Genomic DNA, 19,537 nt, shown 5'->3' with positions numbered 1-19,537 from the left:
GTACGAGTCAAAAGTACGTCTGTTTATTTTTATTAATAATGCTTACGACTATTACATTATGTACCGTAATAAATAGACGATAGTATAATTGAAAAATATATAATGAATTAACAAAAAAATTGTAAATACATTCATCCTTTGTTTATCAATGCTGTGAACGGTAATACTAAATAACATTGAACTTTTACAACAAGGGATGATAATATGATATTCATTTATACAGATTTTGGTGGAACACATTCAACTTCACTCGCTGCAGCTTATCATTTAAATAAATTACCAACTGATCGTAAGTTAACGAAAAAAGAAATTTTGAATGTAGATTACTTTAATAAATTAAAAACAGAAGATATGGGCAAAATCATTTTTCATGGAATAGATGAAAATGGTAATCCGGTTTATACAATTGGATGTGGCGCATCAAAAGTCGTTGTACCTGCGATGAAACATTTAGGAGAGATTTTGCAAAAACATTATCAAAGTCATGAAAAGATTATTTTTTCTAATACATCACCAACAGTACCTTTACCAATGACTTTCGGTGGTCTGTTTTCTAGAAGATTTCACATCGACTTCATCGGCGTACCGTTACTCGTATGGGGAGCGAAACTTTGCTGTGATAACGTACAAAGACTTGTTAGTTATACGAAGGAAGCTGGCCGATTGACGAATGATTATGTTGTAATTTTAGATAATGAAACCTTTAAATAATGTATAAAAAGAAGAAAATCGGGCAAATACTTCGGTTTTCTTCTTTTTTTCGTGAAAATGACAAAAAATATTCACATTTAATATCCATCTACTATAGCCAAAACAATAAAGTCCTGTTACTATTACAGGGATATTCTCTTTTCGTAACATAAATATATAGAAAAGTCAGAAAAGAGGAATTGAATTAAGGGAGGAACAACATGAAGCGTGTTGCTTGGATTACTGATAGTACAACTGCGAGTTTTACAACAGAAGGAGATAACTTTGTTATCCCAATTGAAGTTATTATTGATGGTGTGTCGTACAAAGATTGTGAAGATGGTGTGCGTGAGCGCGTCTATAATGCGTTAAACGAAGGTAAAACTGTCACTACATCACAACCTAACATAGGGGAAATGGTAGAGTTATTTTCGAAATGCAAAGAAGAATATGAAGAGGGATTTGCAGTTGCTATTAGCGGAAAAGTAAGTGGAACTTATCAAAACATGAAGTTAGCTGCAGACATGGCAGGTTTCCCATTAACGGTATTGGATAGTGAAACAACAAGTTATCCAATGGATGAACTAATTAGAAAAGCGAAATCGTTATACAATGATGGTATGACGTTACAAGATATACACAAAACATTAGTAGATGAAAAAAGAAGACCTTTCCACGTATTCCCGAAAAGTTTAAAAGGCCTTTACGCAAGTGGACGTGTAAAGGGAGTTCAATTTTTACTTGGAAGTTTATTAAGTGTCAACTTAATATTAGAAGTAAAAGGTGGAGAGCTTTTACTTGAAAAGAAAGTTCGCAAAATCCAAAAATGTCGAGAATACATTAAAAATGAACTCGAAAAAGAATTACCAAAAGTACTTCATATGTTCCATGCTAACGATAAAGATGGAGCTGAAGAATGGATTTCAGATATTAGACAAGCATTCCCTGAAATGGATTTCAAATTATACCCATTACCAATTTCATTTGCAGTACATGCAGGTGAAGGTACAATAGCAATTAGTTATTAATAAAAAACCCGTGAATGATTCGCGGGTTTTTTATTAAATTAAATTGAAAATGGAGGGATATTATGTCGCCATCAAGCAAAAAGGCTCATTTTATCGTTTTGAGGAGCAACCAATCTCTCAACTTGATTTGAAATTAAAAATATAAACCTTTGCCTACTGGCTGAACAGTTTCTAGAACAGTATCGACCATTTCTTCATTGATTAGGGTTCTTATAATCCAGGCTGAGAGATCTTGAGCAGCAAAACAGCCTGCAGCAGTCGAGATATTTCCTTCGTTTACGAAACTTTGTTCAATAACGTCTACATCAAATTCTTTAAGCTGTTCTACTACGGACGGATATGTAGTGGCTTTCTTACCTGTTAGTAATTTTTTAGCTCCTAGTAGTAATGAACCAGAACACATAGATCCTATTAATTGTCTTTGAGGATCTACATGAATGCTATTAAGATACTCTTGATTTTTATATAAATTTTGTACACCCTTACCACTTGCAAATATTACAGCGTCAGCAGACGGAATATCAGATATGCTTCCTGTCATGGGAATACGTAAGCCAGACATGGATATATGAGTTTTTCCCGTTCCTAATAGTTGAACGTTCCAATCAGAAATACCGCCAACTAAACGTACACGATTTAATAAATCCCATGGTAGAAAAACATCTATATCAGTAAAGTTATCAAAACAGACTATTGCAATTTTCATTTTCTAATCCACCCCTTACTGTTGTTACCAGTGCCAATTAACTTTTCTAATAAAACAATTACTTTAACATTTGATTCTAATTCCATAAGTATGGCCCGTTATTTACAAGATGAACTTCTCCTGTTTATGTTCTATATTAAGTTATAAATCCCTGTATATTCCATGCATTTGAAAGAGGTGTTAGCAATTTTTTAACTCACCCAAACATATAAATCAATTAAATCTTCTGCTTAGTTTCTACCGATTCGTTCTACAAAACCAACATTTTTAGCAATAACTTCGTAAGGTATTTGGAAATGAGAATCTTTAACTTTCTCGAGCAAGTTGGTGTAATTCATCACATACAGAAATAGAAATAAAAGTGTCATCAGAATAGTAGTCCTGCTCCACTGGTTAAATAAAGGAGAGGTGATGATATCCGTTTACATGTATTATACACTTACAAAATATGTGGCATTGAAATATCCTATACATACCTTAAATTCTGTTGTATAGAGAGATAAAAGGATTTTTAAAGATAAAAATAGAAATCTATATAAAAATATATGCAAATGGTAGGGATGTTATGAAAATTGGAAAGTTTGGAGAAGTAAATAACATAAGTATTGATACAATTAGACATTATATGGATCTCGGCCTCATTATTCCTGAAAAAAAGGGCGGTCACAATTTTTTTGACGAGTATTGTCAAACAGATTTAGAGCTTATATTACATTACAAAGAGCTAGGTTTTAGCTTGAATGAAATTAAAGAACTATTTTTTTATAAAAATTTAGCGAAATCTATGAATTACGAAAATGATACTTTTTACCAATCTTTATTTAAATTGAAATATGACAAGATAGAACAGGAAATAGAGCTTTTGGGGAAGAGGCGGGATAAATTAAAGGAAGTGTTACAAGATTTATTATTAACAAATGAAACTTCAAATTCAATTATTGGGATAGATTTAAGCGTACTTCATTTACTTACATGTTCTAATTGTAGCAAAAAACTAATTCTTCAAGATGGAATTATTACTAACAATCAAATTACTGAGGGGAAGCTAATTTGTAATTGTGGTGAAGAATATATTATTACTTCAGGAATTATAACTGCGGGTAAATCATTTAAAGCAAATGAGCAAACGTCACTTGAAGATACTATTTCGGATTATATTCATGAAACTGATAATGCGTATTTGGAAAATATGCATAGAGAAGGACAATGGGCGAAAAAGAAACTAATACATTTAAATTTAAATAATAAATTAATACTGGATATAGGATCGGGACTTGGGTTCTTTTTGAGAAACATTTATGAAGAACTACCCGAAGATTGCCTATACATTGCAGTGGATCGAGATTTAAATAAACTTTTATTTTTAAAAGATGTATTAGCGAGAAAAAATCCGAAAAGAAACATTCTCTTTATCTGTGCTGATTTTTTAAATATCCCTATTCAGAATCGGTCTGTTGATATTGTAATTGATCATTCTGGTACGACCAATTATAGTTTTGAGCATGAGGATTTTTTACTTCACGAACTAAATCCACTTTTTAAAACGGATTGTTATTTAGTAAGTTTATTTATTTTATTTAAAAATTTCAGCTCAAATATCCAAATTACAAATAACTTTCGAGAAAATTTTACACTTTCAAAAGTAACGAAAGAAATCCAAAATCTACACTTTCAATCCATCGATGAAAGCACTTCAAATTATTTGAAACGAGGAGGAAAGTACGAGGATTTCTTTGTTCAAGGAGAAGAAATTTATACATATTCATTTTTCGGAAAAAGATGGGGTTAACCCCATCTTTTATTTATTTTCCCTTAATACTTTTCAAATAGTACATATTGCTATTGGGTTGACCCAAGAACTTACAATGTACGTAATACAAAGTTAGGCAGGGGGAAAAGTGATGGGAAGTTTACGATTACATATAGAAAATAAAAAAAGAAACCAAGAACTAAGAAATATTTGTTTATACTCAATTGCAAAAACAGTATCAATATTCGGTAGCTCTATGTATAGTTTCGCACTAGGATTATATGTTTTACACATAACTGGATCTGCGTTAAATTTCGCAATTACGCTCATATTAGGAACGATTCCAATGATTGTTATGAATCCATTTGCGGGTGTAATTGCTGATAAAGTTGATAAAAAGAAACTCGTCGTTTGTATGGATCTACTAAGTGGATGCTTATTAATAGCTGTTTATATATTAAGCAGCTATTATGGATTAAACTTATTCATCATTTATACTACAATCTTTCTTATGACAGTGTTTACAACCTTTTTTGGAATAGGATTAGAAGCTGCAAAACCAAATATCGTCTCTAAAGAGAGGCTTATGAGTATTAATTCTATAAGTAAAATTATCGATTCTGTATCTTTAATACTAGGCCCTATGCTAGGGGGGATTGTTTTTGCAGTCTTTGATATTAAAACATTTATCATTATAAACGGTATTTCATTTATTCTTTCGGGTATATCCATATTATTTATTAACTTTAAATTGTTCGAGCAAAACATAAACGAGGAATGTTCTATGGGAGAAATTAATTTTATTAAAGATATAAAAGAGGGATACTCTTACTTAATTGAGAGGAAAAGCTTAAAGAATACGTTTAATATATTAATTTCCCTTAATTTTTTCTTAGGTTTTGCTGTAACTGTTCCATTACCATACATTATTAATACAGTTCTCAATCTGAGTTCTAAACAATTTGGTATCATTCAAGGGACTTTTCCAATAGGTATGATAGTGGGTGCAATATTAGTAAAAAAGATAACTGATCGTTTTTCTTATTCCTATCTATTGAAAAAAATAAGTTTTATGTTGGCGATTTTTATGATAGTTTCAGGTATCCCTGTTTTATTCAAAAGTATTGAAGTAAATAATATTGTATTTGTTACTATGTATTGCGCTATTATGTTCTTTGTAGGGCTAACGATAGCATTAATCGATATCCCTTTAATTTATTTTATGCAAAAAGAGATTCCAGATGAATATAGGGGTAGAGTGCTTAGTATTGGATTAAGTATAGGTAAAATGATGCAGCCGATAGCACTGGTATTATCAGGTCTATTATTAAATCATATTCCAGCCTACACGATTCCAATTGGAGGGGGCATCGTATTTCTTATTTTGAATAAAGTTTATTCAAATAAGTTGAATTTAGAAATTCATTCAAAAGAGTATAGTGTTGAACGTAATTAAATAATATCGAAAAAGCGCTGGATCATCATCTTGCGCTTTTCTATCGTAATTCCGTTGTTATTCCACTCATACACTTATCAATATTATCTTCTTCAATACCAATAAATAATCCTCATACTTTTAAATCGAGATTGTAGAAATATTGTTAGTTGTAGCATGTCTCTTCACTGAACACTTAGACAAAAAGGATCTTAAACGTTGAAAAATACATTAGGGAGAGTATTGAAAAAGCATACGGTGGGGGGGATTATCTACAACTATAATACATGTTATCATATGTTCATATTATTAAAAACCTAAATTTTCCATTAGAGAACAGGAAAGGAACTATTATTTACTTTATGCTAGTCAAATACAACACCTTTAAATAAGTTATAAATAAGAAAAGATGCAACTCTAATTTATATAACATCTTAAGGTGCAATAAACAATATTCATAGAGTGAATAAATTAGGAAGACTAAAGAAAGAGTTGGAAGAAACGTAGATATAGTTTAAACAAAGGGGTAAATATTAATGAAACGTAAAATATTAACAGTAGTCTTACCAATTACATTAGCATTAGGAGTAGGTTGCAGTAAGGATGTCTCCGAAACAAAGAAAACTGATAGTATAAAAGTAGCAGAAGAAAAGCAAGATGATGGTAGATTAAAAAACGCACATGATTACAAAGAAAAGGTTAATGATGTAGCAAAAGAGTGGGTAAACCAGTATCAAGTTATATCAGATGTAATAGCAAAAGACCCTTCATTTGCTACTACAGAAAATGAGTTTAAAACAGAAATAGGTAATTTTAAGGTTGTAACACAGAAAATGAAAGAGATAAAACCACCTAAGAAATATGATGATTTACAAAAAGAGTTGTCTGATGCAATGTTAATGTACGAAGACTCTTTAAAAGAAATGGTAGAAGGTTTAGATAAAGGTAACCCCGAAACAGTCACACAGTCTTCTAAACATATGGATGATGCTTTAAAGAAGATAAAGAAAACAATACAGACAATAAAAGAACTAAAAGATAAATAGTAGTAATTAGGATATAGATTTCTATGAGCTACAAAATTCTAACTATATCTACAAGGGATTCTTTTGCATAGTGATCAAGATTTCCGGGATATTCCAAGCTAATATAATGATTCCCTACAAAAAATAAGACAGTACACAATATTGATTTAAAGTAAAACTCAAATTATAAAAAGCGCAGGATCCATATCCTGCGCTTTTTATCGTAATTCAGCTGTTTTTCTAATAACAATCTTATCAATATCATCTTCTTCATCACCAATAAATAAACCGCGTTCTTTTAAATACGCCTCAAAATATAAATCTGCCTCTGCACGTTCATCATATGGTTTTACAGATAGAATGAAACCTAATTTATTTTGTTCCTCTAAATGAGAAGTGGAGATGTAGGCCGGTACATTGTGGCGTAAAAAGAGTTCTTTAACCGGAATAATCATATCTTTCATTAATTTCGTTAACATACCCATTTCAAACTCGAAATTAAAGCGATCTATGCTACATAAATCAGCAAATACTACACCAATAAAACCTGTATTAAATACTTCTTGATATTCTACTTCTTCGTTACCGTAAAAATTCTTTTCGATTAAATAATTTATAAAGTAAGAAACACCGTCACTTTGTTCAAATGGTTTCGTTGAAAGAACAAAGCCGATTTTCTTTTGTTTATGTAAATACACACATGACATGTATGCTGAAATGTTATGTTCTTTAAATAGAGAACTTGTTGCTCCAGAGAGGCCATCAAGTACGTGATGAACAATTTGAAGTTTTTTACGAGCGAAATAATAGGATTTCTTTTGTAACTCTAATGTATCAATAAAGACAGAGCCGATAAAGCCTGTATTTGAAATAATAGGTGTTTGCTTTTTTCTTCCTCTGCGCTTTGCTTGAGCCATTGTAAAAATCATCCCTTCATGTACAATTAAAATAAAAAGAACGTTTGTTCGTATATTTATATTTTACTATTAAAACGCTCTAAAGTAAAGGGTTTTAATAGTAAAAATAACAAAAAAGACACCTGTAAAAGGTGCCTTAAACGCTGTAGGGAAGAGGGTTCATCCCAACTATTTATATTATGATACAGAAACGATCTCTTCTGTATCTTCTACATCTAAATGACAGTCCATAGTACGAACATCTTGATCTTCATGACTTCCGAAATAAATAGTAATTTTCATATGTATCGCTCCTTTATTCTAGGAATACCTAAAATAATTACTAGTAATGTTACTGTTTATTATATACCACTTTTTTCATTCCGACAACGTTATATCATTTTTAATTCTTTTAGGGGAAAAAAGAGTAATGTATAGAGATATTTTTATAGAAATAGATACATTTCTTATGTGTTATATTTAATACTGAAGAATTCGAAAACGAATTTTTATGAAAGGAGCAAAATGAATGAATTATAAACAGTTACTAATAGATAACTTCACATATAAAACCTCATATATTGCGCGGCAGTTACATGGAATGAATGTAAAAGAAACGAAGGACTACATTGCTGTCGAATGTGGTTTACCGGCAGATACATTTAATATCATTACTATACTAAACAATAATTTAACGGAAGGTATTGAGAAACTATATAAAGTGGTAAATAACTATAATCAAAAGAAACTTCCAATGAGTGTTTGGTTTTGGGATGATAGGCATGAGCAGACTATAAAAAGCGAATTAATAAAACTTGGCTTAAAAGAAGCAGAACAAAATATCGCGATGGTAGCAAACTTAAAAACAATACATCCAACAATAAATATGCCAAAAGATTTTAAGATACAAAAAGCCTTTTCACCAGGACAAATTAAAAAGTTTGGGGAAACATTAGCTAGTCTATTTGGTACATCAGAGGAAGGTATACATGTTCAAGCGTTCTACAATCAAACTGCTTCTTTCGATTTATGGAATAGTGAACAAATGAAACTGTACTTAGGATTTTATAAAGAAGAAGTCGTATCGGTTGGTTCATTAGTATGTACAAAAGATAGTATTGGTATTTATGATATAGCAACTAAAGAAGAATTGAGAGGGAAAGGGTTCGGCTCTGCTATGTTTAATTACTTGCTGCAAGAAGCAAAGGAATTGAAAGTTGCTCAATGCGTATTACAAGCTTCACCTGATGGCATTAATATTTATAAAAAGACTGGTTTTCAATCTGTAGGACAAATGACTGTTTTTGAAAATCGACATTTAATGGAATAAATCATCCAAGTCAAATTGCTTTCATGTAGGAGTTAAAACATCATTATGAAGAAGATATATATCGTTACAAACATTTGCACCTTTATAGTAATAGGTACTTTTGTTTTTCATAAAGCAAATGAACTTAAGTACACAAAAGCTATTAATCAATTAAATCATATAAAAAACATTGCACATAGAGGCGCTTCTGCGTATGCGCCGGAACATACAATAGCAGCGTATAAATTAGGGCAACAATTGAGAGGAGATTATATAGAAATTGATCTCCAAATGACAAAAGACGGACATTTAGTAGCTATGCATGATGAAACAGTAAACCGCACTACAAACGGTACGGGGCTAGTTAAGGAACATACATTAGAAGAAATAAAGCAACTTAATGCAGGTTCTTTTTTTAATGAAAAGCATCCAAGTTTAGCAAAGAAAGAATTTGAAAATGCGAACGTTCCAACACTAGAAGAAATTATTAAAACGTTCGGGCATAATGCAAACTATTATATTGAAACAAAATCACCAGATGAATATCCTAGTATGGAAGAAAAGTTATTAGAAATTATAAAGCACTACGGAATAAATGATAAAGTTATTATTCAATCATTTAGTGAAGCAAGTCTGCAAAAGATTCATAGTTTAGATGTTAATATACCTCTAGTACAATTACTACCTTACAAAAAGGTAGCTCAATTAACTGAATTAGAGATGAAAAAGTATAAAACATACTGTATCGGTCTTGGGATGAACTATAAATATATTGATTCAACTTATGTAAAGAGAATAAAGAAACACGGATTAGAAGTTCATCCATTTACTGTAGATAATGAAACAGATATGAAAAAGTTAATTTTATGGGGAGTTGACGGGATGTTTACGAATTACCCAGATCGTTTACATTCATTATTACAACCTTAAACTATAATGGTGTAATTATCACTGAATCAATAATACAAGTACCCACAAGTATACAAAGATAGTTCGTCATCTACATAGAGCCGATATTGAAATGAAATCCGAAAAAGAATCCAATATTTTTATTGGATTCTTTTTATTTCGCTCTAAGTGACGAACTTAAAGCAATATGAATTTGAATTTGTTAATAAAATATTACATTGAGTATGATTTTTTGTAATTACCATCAGAAAGTAACGAAATTGTAATGAATTTTAACTACGATTTTTATATTTTTTTGATACACTGGCTACGAGAGGAATACCGATTAATGTAGGTAAAAACCAAAACCATATAGGCGGTAATAAATTAATTATGGGAATATGAATACCGACGTTTACTAAAAGTGCGGTAACGGCACCAATATAAGAACCTAACATACCTCTAATATGGTGATGGAGCCAATTTTTCCAACGTTTTTTTCGTGCGAGGTATCCATATATCGCAAATGAATAAGAGAAAATTGCTACATAAAATAAATATGCGATTTTATCCCAGTTTATAATGGATAATATAATTGCAGTAACGGTGATAACAACATAGGATGCATGATATATTTCACCCCATTCCGTATGTTTTCCTTTCTTCTTTTGAGCAACCATCGCTACAATACCGGTGATTAAACATATCGTTCCAAATAATATGTGGATGGTTAAAAGAATGTGAAAAATGCTCATAATAATTCCTCCTTTTTTATTTTTATAGTATTGCAGTATAGGAGGAAAGTTGAAACATATTGTTTGTTCGTCTTAATATATTGAAGTATTGGTACTCCTAGTACAAGTTTCAACGGATAAATTTTTCTTGAATTTAATGATACACGTATTACGTGAAATGAAGGAGAGACTTCCATGTTTACATCAATTACATATTTACAATCTGGGAATGAGAAGCAACAAAAAGTGTATGATGTTTTGAATAAACTTAACATTATGGAGGATTTAACTTTGTATAGTCCGGTTCTTTGCGGGACAATTCCTATTAGAATTGATACTCTTCAATCTGACTTAGATATAGTAATGGAAGTACATAACTTTGATGTTTTTGAACAGGAAATGAGATCTTTATACGGTTCTTATAAAGGATTCAAAATAAAAAAGAAAAAAATTAAAACTACAGAATCGATAAAGGTAAATTTTGAGTTTGAAGGTTTTGAATTTGAATTATTTGCTCAGCCTAAGCCAGTACGTAACCAAAATGCATATAGACATATGATAGTAGAGCACATGTTATTAATGCAGCATCCCCATATAAGGGAAGAAATTCTTCACTTAAAAGAGAACGGTTTAAAAACAGAACATGCTTTTGCTCAAGTATTAAATATTGACGGAGATCCTTATGACGAACTTATTTTATTGGGACAGGAAATGAGATTGTGGTAAATACGATACACAAAAACTCCTCTATAAATAAAAGAGGAGTTTTTGTTATGTCATTAACTTACGGATTAATTCACTCAACAATTTCACCCCATAATTAATTTGCTCCGTAGAAGCATATCCATATGATAAACGAATGTACCGATCTGATTCTTCTTCATATATACGTCCTGGATTTAAAAGAATTCCTTTTGATAGCGCCTCTGAAAATAATTTCTTCATCGGAATGCTAGGTACAATCTTTAGCCATATAAATAATCCACCACTAGGAATATCCCACGATGCAATATCTGCGCAGTACTTATTTAAAGCTCGTATCATGATTTGTCTTCGTTCTTTTAGTTTGATTCTTACGTTTGCAACATGTTCTTCATAAAAACCTTTATTTATCCATTCAGCAGCAACTCTTTGAGATAAAGAGCTCGATCCATAGTCTGTTTGCATTTTTATATCTGACAATCTATCAATAACTGGTTCGGGTCCAATGATCCATCCAATTCTAAGTCCTGGGCTAAGTGTTTTAGAAAGACTACCAACATATAATACATGTCCGTGTTTATCTATCGACTTTAAAGGAGCTGGAGGTGGTTCATCAATCCATAACTCTCGGTAAATATCATCTTCAATTATAGGTAACTGTTCCTTTTCACATATTTTTATTATTTCTTTTCTTCGCTCTTTAGACATTAATATCCCTGTTGGGTTTTGAAAACTAGGGATAGAATATAAAATGTTTTTCTTTTGACTATATTTAATACGTTTTAATAATTCGTTAGGTAAAATACCGTGATGATCCATACATATACCAGAGAGATTTATATTTGCTGATTGAAATACATGAAGTGAATATAAGTAAGAAGGTTGTTCAAGTAAAACGGTTGATTCTCTATGCAAAAGACCAATTGATATTAATTGGAGTGCTTGTAATGCACCAGAGACGATTAATATAGAACTGGCTGATGTATGTATTCCGAATGATTTTACGTATTTACTAATTGCTTCACGTAACGGCAAAAAACCTTTTTGTTCTTCGTATCCAAAATAATCTATTTCGTCACTTACGCTTTTCATAATGGACTGCATAGTTTTTAGCGGGAAAAGTTGAGGCGCAAGTACACCTTTACTAAGATGGATAAGTTTTTTATTTGCTTCTGCTTCATTGATTTCTCGTACCATTAACTTGCTAGGTTTGTGAATACCAGCTTTTACATATTCACTCCAATCAGGCGGGGGATTCGTCGCTAATAATGACCATGTATTATTTGTTACAATTGTTCCTGCTCCAATTTTCCCTTGAATCAATCCGTCTGCCATAAGTTCATCTAGCGCAGTTATTACAGTACTTCGATTTACATGAAATAATTTGGCTAACTGCCGTTGACTAGGAATCTTACTTCCAATAGGCCATTCTCCATTTTCAATTTTTTCTTTCATATAGTCTACTATCTGCCGATACTTAGGCAGTTTTTTATTAGTTGTCATAAAAAAACTCCCTCGTTCACTTTATAAATGCCAAGTGGTTGGTTTTTACGATAAATAACTGGTTGAAGACATTGTAACAACTATTAAATATGATGAAAAGAAATAATTGGTAATTATAAAGTGGTTGGTTTGAAGGGGGAGAAAAAAACATGAATTATAAAAAATGCGACTTTCGGATTATTTGTGCTCATGCTTTTACGATTTTAATATGGGGGACTGCCTTTCCAGCAATTCGTATGGGGCTCGAATCTTATACACCTGAGCACCTTACTTTACTACGTTTATTAATCGCTTCATTTATTCTTCTGTTGTTTTCCTTTATATACAAGTTACGACTGCCAGATTTAAAGGATATCCCAGCAATTTTTATATTTGGTGCTTTAGGATTTACTTTTTATCACATTGCATTAAACTACGGCGAAAAAACAGTAAATGCTGGATCTGCAAGTTTAATTGTTTCAGTCACACCTATAGTAACGGCTATTTTTGCATCTGTTTTTTTGAATGAAAAAATGAAATTAAATGGTTGGATCGGTGGTGTAATTAGTTTTATAGGAATTGCTTTCATATCATTTAGTCAAGGAGATGCTATTCAATTGAATAGTGGAGGATTATTTATTTTATTAGCAGCGATTTCAGAAAGCTTATTTTTCGTTTTCCAAACTTCTTACTTGAAAAAGTATGGCTTCTTGCCATTTACCATATATACAATCTTGTCTAGTACTATATGTATGCTTATTTTTTTACCAGGAGTTTATCAAGAAATACTGGCATCTCCAATTGAAGTGAATTTGAGCGTTATATATTTAGGTTTATTTCCAACAGTACTCCCATATATCGCATTGGCATATATCATATCTCATTCTGGTGCTGCTGAGGCAACAAGTTCTCTATATTTAACGCCAGTAGCTGCATGTTTTATTGCTTGGTTATGGTTAGGTGAAGTGCCAACTTTCGTTTCTATAATTGGCGGGGGAATTACTATACTTGGAGTTTTAATTGCACATGTATCATTAAAGAAAGAAATGCATAGGGAAGAGTACTGCAATACAACAAAGTAGCTTTTGTTTAGAGGTAATAATTCAACATATTTATTAATAACAAGTAACCAGGCAACTTTAGAAATCGAAACAGGGAATTATTTTACTGCGTTGAATATATAAATACATTCTCTTAATAAAGGAGCTTAAAAATATTGAATGTCCAATTAAAGGTTGTTACGAGAGAGAATTGGGAAGATGCATTAAAGTTACAAGTTAAAGAAAACCAGGTAAAATTTGTTCCATCCGTAGCGGTGTCACTTGCTAAAGTATATATAAAACCAGATGGTGACAATGTAGAGTACATACCATTTGCGATATACGACGGCGATCTAATGGTTGGCTTTGTTATGCATGCTGTTGTAAGAGAGACAACTGATATGTATTGGATAAACGGATTTATTATCGATCAAAAGCAGCAACGCAATGGTTACGGAAAAGCGGCATTACAAGAAAGTATTTACTTAATAAAAAATACATGTAAGGCGTGTAAAGAAATTAGATTAACAGTACATAAAGATAATATCTCTGCAAAGAAACTATATGAACGTTACGGTTTTCAACCATTGGGACATGATTATGATGGCGAGCAAGTATATCGTTTATTCGTTTAACCATTATGAAGTAAAGGTGTGAAATGAAAGATGCAATTTTCAGAAGTGAAAATCGAAGTGTTTATTCCCGAAGAATACATTGAAATATTACGGAATGAACTAAATAGAATTGGAGCTTGTAAAACGGGGAAATATGATCATTGTCTTTCCTATAGTTCCGTGAAAGGATACTGGAGACCATTAGACGATGCATCACCTTTTAATGGGGAAATAGGTCAAATATGCGAAGGGCAAGAATGTAAAATTGAAATAAAGTGTAAACGGGACCTTGTAAAGGATGCACTTAAAGTTATTAACGAAATTCACCCGTATGAAACACCTATGATTTATATTATCCCTTTATTAAATGACTATTTTAATCAAATATAAAGTGAATGACTGGGAGGATTAACAATTGAAAAATAAATTCCATCATATTGTACGAGCTGTTATGTTAAAGGATAATAAATTGTTAGTGGCTGAATATATTGGCCATCATTATTTTTTGCCGGGTGGTCATGTTGAAATTGGCGAATCAGCTGAGAATGCATTAATTAGAGAACTACGAGAAGAACTCGGAGTAAACTGTAGTATAAAACAATTTTTAGGAGTCATAGAAAACCAATGGGAAGACCGAGAAGTTCTTCATTATGAAATCAATCACATTTTTGAAGTAGATTCGCAAGAGTTACATATTAATTTAAGACCAAAATCTAAAGAATCTCATTTAGCGTTTCACTGGATAGATTATAATCAAGAAGCTTTACATACGTATAAAATCATGCCAGCGCCTTCAGTTAAAGAGTTACTGGAAAGAAAATTAAGCGATGAACTACTAAACTGTTGGATTAGTAATTTTTAAACACCTCTATTAATAATAAATACGTCCACCGAAAGAAGATTAAGAAAATAGGCTAAAAAACAAGGTACATCACCTAGTGTAAGTTCATATTTTGTTGATGTACGCATTTAGTCGATAGCCTTATTTCTATTTTGTTTGCAAAAATATATTACTTTTCATATTTGGACGGAATTTATATTTATAAATGGAGGGTTTCGTAATGAATCAGTTTCAACAAGAACTACAATCATTAAACCTTAATGATTATCAATCTGGTAATGTTGTGTATTGGGATCAACTGCAACAAAATCAATATCCATACTATTACATTCAAGATGACGCGCGTCGTTGCGGCGGATGCGGAGGTTGTGGTGGACGCTGTGGCGGATGTGGCGGTAGATGCGGTGGTTGTGCAGGTCGTTGCGGCGGATGTGTAGGCTGTGCTGGATGTTTCGGTTGCTTTAATTGCTGGAACTGGTGGATCATTTAAGTATAAAACATCAAAGCTATTTTGCTTGAAAGAAAGGTGTGAATACTATTTTGCACTTTTCTTTCAAGCTGTAATTTTTATGCGTATTAAGGGGGATTTATTTGTATACATACGATAAGTTAATTTCTTGGGTAGAAAATATAAAAGAAAATAATCATAGTTCTGCAACAGCACTTTGTATTATAAAAGATAACAAAATCGTACTAGAGCATTATAGTGGCCATCATTCAAATATATCTACAAGTAAAAAAATAACAGCATCTTCACAATTCAACGTTGCTTCTGCGAGAAAAAGTTATTTAGGATTAATGGTAGCATATGCGCTTTACGAGGGGAAAATAAACTCTATTGATGACGAGGCGATAAAGTACTTTAATGATTTCGACCCTGTATTACTTGGTAAAACAACGATAAGACATTTAGTAACCCATTCGCACGGTTTAGGAGAAACGAATGACGGGACAATTTTTCGTGAATTTGAACCTGGACAAGCATGGGCGTATAGAGATATTAATGTCAGAATGATAACACGTCTTATTTATCAGCTATATAACAAAAGTTTTCCTGAATTGTTAAAGAAGCGTGTATTTGATCTAGCTAACTTCAAAGAAACAGGTTGGAGAATTCAAGAACATGAAAAATTAGTTAAAGTTGTTGATAATCCAAATGAAGACGCGATTAGTGAAATTGGTACGGTAGATGATGGTACTGAAAAAAATCTATTTGTCTCAGCTAGAGAATTTGCACAGTGGGGCAATCTTCATTTAAATCAAGGTGTGATAAACGGAAAACAAATTGTTCCAAAAGAAGTTATAAAAATTGCTACGAGTTTGCAAAGTCCAACATTTACAAACAATGAACTACCACAAAACGGGTTGTTTTGGTTTGTTCAAAATGAACCTGCGCTTTCAAGTGAACTTGGTGAACGAGTGCCGAAAGGGTCGTATCAAATATTAGGAATTACAGGACCGACTCTTTTAGTAATACCTGAATGTAATGTAGTTGTTGCGAAAATGTATAATAAAAGATATAACTACGGCGGTGATAATTATTTATATTATTTACGTGAATTTAGCAATTTAGTCGCTGATACATTTCGTAACGGTAATAGGGCATAATTACTCCTATAATGAAAAGGAGTGAGAGAAAGTGAAAGATAAAATGAATAAAAACAAAAAGCAAAATATAAAAGATGTAAATACAGAACAAAATGCTATTTATAGTGATCCTAAAGATGCTGCTAATATGCAAACGGTACCGCAGCCGAAAGATTTTGATGAAATTGAATATTAATTTTTCATTCATCGGACTATATGATGAATGAAAAATACATCTTAAGTCCCATCACATAACAAAAATCTTTTGGTATCCTATATACATAAGCATTTGAAAATGTCTTATCTTAACAAAGCTTTCTTTAAGTAAATCTAATATAACCTGCGAAAAGACACTTCATTATGAAGTGTTTTTTTGTGTATATGAACTTAATTTCCATTTTTCACACAGTATCTTGCATTTTATGATGGTTATACTAACTGTGAAAATTCATGTCAAGATAAAAAAAGGGGACAGTTAGTATGAAACAAACTTCTATAAATCCGTTACTAATTGTTCTAGGTACAATTATTGTTCAAATTGGCCTTGGAACAATTTATACATGGAGTTTATTTAATCAACCCCTTGTTAGTAAGTTTGGATGGAACCTCAATTCCGTAGCGATAACTTTCTCCATAACAAGTTTTTCATTATCATTCTCAACCTTATTTGCAGGAAAGTTGCAGCAAAAATTAGGACTTCGTAAACTCATCGCTACTGCAGGGATTGTTCTGGGACTCGGTTTAATACTTAGTTCACAAGTTTCTTCCTTACCATTACTATATTTATTAGCTGGTGTCGTTGTTGGTTATGCAGATGGAACTGCTTATATTACATCACTATCTAATTTAATTAAATGGTTTCCAAATCGAAAAGGACTTATTTCTGGCATATCTGTTTCGGCATATGGAATGGGCAGCTTAATCTTTAGATATATAAACGGAAGTCTTATCGATAGTCTTGGTGTATCACAAGCATTTCTATATTGGGGTATCATCGTTTTACTTTTAGTATTAACCGGATCGTTCTTCTTACGTGAAGCAATAGTGAGTAATGCTGTAACTGAGACATTACACAATGATTATACGCCTCGTGAAATGATGCGAACGAAACAAGTATATCTTTTATTTTTTATGCTATTCACATCGTGTATGGGCGGTCTATATTTAATCGGTATGGTAAAAGATATTGGGGTACAGCTCGTTGGACTTAGTGCAGCAACTGCAGCTAACGCCGTTGCAATGATTGCAATTTTTAATACGGTAGGTAGAATTGTTCTTGGAACGTTATCAGATAAAATTGGCCGAATGAAAATTGTCTCTGCGACGTTTGTTATTATTGGATTGTCAGTCTTTACTTTAAGTTTTATCCCACTAAATTACGGCATTTATTTCGCTTGTGTAGCAAGTGTCGCCTTTTGCTTCGGCGGTAATATCACTATATTCCCAGCTATTGTCGGTGATTTCTTCGGCTTGAAAAATCATAGTACAAATTACGGAATTGTTTACCAAGGTTTCGGATTTGGTGCGCTTGCAGGATCATTCATCGGAGCACTACTTGGTGGATTTCAACCGACCTTTATTATAATCGGTGTTTTAAGCGTTATTTCCTTCATTATTTCGATATTAATTCGTCCACCAAAAGCAGAGAAGAAAAAGGAAATAAAACATTTACATCGGAAAATAGCTTAATTTTAAAAAGAGTCCTCATAAAGGACTCTTTTTATATTACAAAACATTTGATTTTCCCTTTTTAGTCATTGTGTAGGAAGTATAGAGTTACTTAATTCAAAGTGAAATGATTTGAAAAGTAATAAAGTAATTTATTTCTTAACGAACCAAGTAGCAGATTAGTAAAATATTCATATTGTTTTATAAAGGAATCAAAATGTTGTTATAAAACTACAGTAAACCAGCTTTGCTATTAGGCATACAATTCATTTAAATACCATTATTTTATTATAAAGGTAGTTGGCTTATATTGGTTACAATCATAATTTCTTCTTTTATGGTATTCGCTACAACGAATATTGATGACATTTTTATACTCCTTGTTTTATTTTCACAAGTAAGGACAGGAGTAATTAAAAAAGAAGGTAGAGCTGTCCGCGAAAAAGCTAAGGTAAAAGGACTTTATATAGTTATTGGACAATATTTGGGGTTTAGTGTAATTATTTCTCTAAGCATCATTGGTTCTTTAAGCTCTTTTTTCATTCCCGTTTCGTGGATCGGGTTATTAGGATTCGTGCCAATTTATATGGGGGCTAAAGGACTATTGTCACTTCGTTCTTATAAAAGTAATGAAGTCATTGATAACATTTCTGGTTCATTATTTAAAGTAGCTTTGATTACATTAGCTAATGGATCTGCCAATATTTCAATTTATATACCACTGTTCGCTAGTCAAAATCTTAAAACGAATATTGTTACATTAATTATCTTTTTTCTATGATAGCAATATGGTGTTTTATTAGCTACACATTGATAAGAGCACCTATTCTAGCTAAAGCACTTGAGAAAACCTGCCATATTATCGTTCCAATTATTCTAATTGGTTTAGGAATATTCATTCTTTTTCGCAGTGATACAATTCAATTATTCTACTAAGGTGTTGAACTTACGGAAGTTTTAATTAAAAAAGAATCGAACAACGTAAATATTTTCGATAATTACATTCCTTTAGATTAATTCGATTCTATACAGCGTATAAAAGTCTTATTACAGATGAAATGTAGTAGGGTTTTTCTTTATTTTAGTGAAATGAAACAGTGCCCTATGACTATTAAGTTAGACAGGATATTACGATTATTAAA

Annotated in this window: 20 protein-coding genes and 1 pseudogene; 17 read left to right on the top strand and 4 right to left on the bottom strand. The window is 31.8% G+C overall.

Annotation, left to right across the window (positions count from 1 at the left end; genetic code table 11):
* Positions 1-204: 204 nt before the first annotated feature.
* On the top strand, positions 205-711 hold the full coding sequence (locus JDS82_RS21305; RefSeq protein ID WP_048566332.1) for a DUF3189 family protein: 507 nt from the start codon (positions 205-207) through the stop codon (positions 709-711).
* Between the two features lie 200 nt (positions 712-911).
* Positions 912-1,718 (top strand): DegV family protein, encoded by an 807-nt coding sequence (locus JDS82_RS21300; protein WP_075307184.1) that lies wholly within the window; start codon positions 912-914, stop codon positions 1,716-1,718.
* A gap of 133 nt (positions 1,719-1,851) precedes the next feature.
* On the opposite strand, the gene JDS82_RS21295 is transcribed toward JDS82_RS21300, so the two are convergent.
* The gene (locus tag JDS82_RS21295) at positions 1,852-2,424 is read right to left on the bottom strand and encodes a DJ-1/PfpI family protein (protein WP_000684448.1); all 573 of its coding nucleotides are present in this window, start codon (positions 2,422-2,424) and stop codon (positions 1,852-1,854) included.
* 565 nt (positions 2,425-2,989) lie between these two features.
* Between JDS82_RS21295 and JDS82_RS21290 the strand changes: the two genes are divergently transcribed.
* The 3 genes from JDS82_RS21290 (at position 2,990) to JDS82_RS21280 (ending at position 6,655) form a co-directional block, all read left to right on the top strand.
* Positions 2,990-4,213, top strand: coding sequence for a methyltransferase domain-containing protein (locus JDS82_RS21290; RefSeq protein WP_199713892.1), 1,224 nt, complete (start codon positions 2,990-2,992; stop codon positions 4,211-4,213).
* A 112-nt stretch (positions 4,214-4,325) separates the two neighbouring features.
* A complete protein-coding gene (locus JDS82_RS21285) occupies positions 4,326-5,630 on the top strand; it encodes an MFS transporter (protein WP_199713891.1) in 1,305 nt (434 codons plus the stop codon).
* Between the two features lie 515 nt (positions 5,631-6,145).
* Positions 6,146-6,655, top strand: a complete 510-nt coding sequence (locus JDS82_RS21280; RefSeq protein ID WP_000823347.1) for a DUF7018 domain-containing (lipo)protein — start codon at positions 6,146-6,148, stop codon at positions 6,653-6,655.
* A 197-nt stretch (positions 6,656-6,852) separates the two neighbouring features.
* Here the strand turns inward: JDS82_RS21280 and JDS82_RS21275 are convergent, their stop codons facing one another.
* The gene (locus JDS82_RS21275) at positions 6,853-7,551 is read right to left on the bottom strand and encodes a hypothetical protein (protein ID WP_000035805.1); all 699 of its coding nucleotides are present in this window, start codon (positions 7,549-7,551) and stop codon (positions 6,853-6,855) included.
* 508 nt (positions 7,552-8,059) lie between these two features.
* Here JDS82_RS21275 and JDS82_RS21270 point away from each other — a divergent pair.
* The gene (locus tag JDS82_RS21270; RefSeq protein WP_001107076.1) at positions 8,060-8,860 is read left to right on the top strand and encodes a GNAT family N-acetyltransferase; all 801 of its coding nucleotides are present in this window, start codon (positions 8,060-8,062) and stop codon (positions 8,858-8,860) included.
* 45 nt (positions 8,861-8,905) lie between these two features.
* The gene (locus JDS82_RS21265; RefSeq protein WP_199713890.1) at positions 8,906-9,769 is read left to right on the top strand and encodes a glycerophosphodiester phosphodiesterase; all 864 of its coding nucleotides are present in this window, start codon (positions 8,906-8,908) and stop codon (positions 9,767-9,769) included.
* Between the two features lie 251 nt (positions 9,770-10,020).
* Here JDS82_RS21265 and JDS82_RS21260 read toward each other — a convergent pair whose 3' ends face one another.
* Positions 10,021-10,482: a DUF2306 domain-containing protein gene (locus JDS82_RS21260; protein WP_098058269.1), complete on the bottom strand. Its 462-nt coding sequence runs from the start codon at positions 10,480-10,482 to the stop codon at positions 10,021-10,023.
* Between the two features lie 174 nt (positions 10,483-10,656).
* Between JDS82_RS21260 and JDS82_RS21255 the strand changes: the two genes are divergently transcribed.
* Positions 10,657-11,187, top strand: coding sequence for a DUF4269 domain-containing protein (locus JDS82_RS21255; RefSeq protein ID WP_088091540.1), 531 nt, complete (start codon positions 10,657-10,659; stop codon positions 11,185-11,187).
* 45 nt (positions 11,188-11,232) lie between these two features.
* On the opposite strand, the gene norG is transcribed toward JDS82_RS21255, so the two are convergent.
* Positions 11,233-12,666 (bottom strand): efflux pump transcription regulator NorG, encoded by a 1,434-nt coding sequence (gene norG / locus JDS82_RS21250; protein ID WP_199713889.1) that lies wholly within the window; start codon positions 12,664-12,666, stop codon positions 11,233-11,235.
* A 149-nt stretch (positions 12,667-12,815) separates the two neighbouring features.
* Here norG and JDS82_RS21245 point away from each other — a divergent pair, with 149 nt between their 5' ends.
* The 9 genes and pseudogenes from JDS82_RS21245 (at position 12,816) to JDS82_RS21205 (ending at position 19,331) form a co-directional block, all read left to right on the top strand.
* A complete protein-coding gene (locus JDS82_RS21245) occupies positions 12,816-13,727 on the top strand; it encodes a DMT family transporter (protein WP_199713888.1) in 912 nt (303 codons plus the stop codon).
* 134 nt (positions 13,728-13,861) lie between these two features.
* A complete protein-coding gene (locus JDS82_RS21240; protein WP_199713887.1) occupies positions 13,862-14,320 on the top strand; it encodes a GNAT family N-acetyltransferase in 459 nt (152 codons plus the stop codon).
* Between the two features lie 30 nt (positions 14,321-14,350).
* Complete coding sequence (gene cutA / locus JDS82_RS21235; RefSeq protein WP_001160602.1) at positions 14,351-14,689, top strand: divalent cation tolerance protein CutA; 339 nt, start codon at positions 14,351-14,353, stop codon at positions 14,687-14,689.
* A gap of 25 nt (positions 14,690-14,714) precedes the next feature.
* Positions 14,715-15,161 carry an NUDIX domain-containing protein gene (locus tag JDS82_RS21230; RefSeq protein WP_048566328.1) on the top strand — a complete coding sequence of 149 codons (447 nt, stop codon included), beginning with the start codon at positions 14,715-14,717 and terminating at the stop codon, positions 15,159-15,161.
* Between the two features lie 199 nt (positions 15,162-15,360).
* Positions 15,361-15,630 carry a heterocycloanthracin/sonorensin family bacteriocin gene (locus JDS82_RS21225; RefSeq protein ID WP_001071373.1) on the top strand — a complete coding sequence of 90 codons (270 nt, stop codon included), beginning with the start codon at positions 15,361-15,363 and terminating at the stop codon, positions 15,628-15,630.
* A 101-nt stretch (positions 15,631-15,731) separates the two neighbouring features.
* Entirely contained in the window at positions 15,732-16,748 is a 1,017-nt protein-coding gene (locus JDS82_RS21220; protein ID WP_000288908.1) for a serine hydrolase domain-containing protein, read from the top strand.
* A gap of 31 nt (positions 16,749-16,779) precedes the next feature.
* On the top strand, positions 16,780-16,923 hold the full coding sequence (locus JDS82_RS21215; RefSeq protein ID WP_000653369.1) for a hypothetical protein: 144 nt from the start codon (positions 16,780-16,782) through the stop codon (positions 16,921-16,923).
* Positions 16,924-17,207: 284 nt separating this feature from the next.
* A complete protein-coding gene (locus JDS82_RS21210; protein WP_000815160.1) occupies positions 17,208-18,416 on the top strand; it encodes an L-lactate MFS transporter in 1,209 nt (402 codons plus the stop codon).
* A gap of 289 nt (positions 18,417-18,705) precedes the next feature.
* Positions 18,706-19,331: pseudogene (locus JDS82_RS21205) on the top strand (cadmium resistance transporter).
* The last annotated feature ends 206 nt before the right edge of the window (positions 19,332-19,537 follow it).

It is taken from the genome of Bacillus cereus group sp. N14 (assembly GCF_016483555.1).
Classification (GTDB): domain Bacteria; phylum Bacillota; class Bacilli; order Bacillales; family Bacillaceae_G; genus Bacillus_A; species Bacillus_A wiedmannii.
Note: the sequence above shows the minus strand (reverse complement) of the source record. Positions and strands in the feature narration are given on the sequence as shown.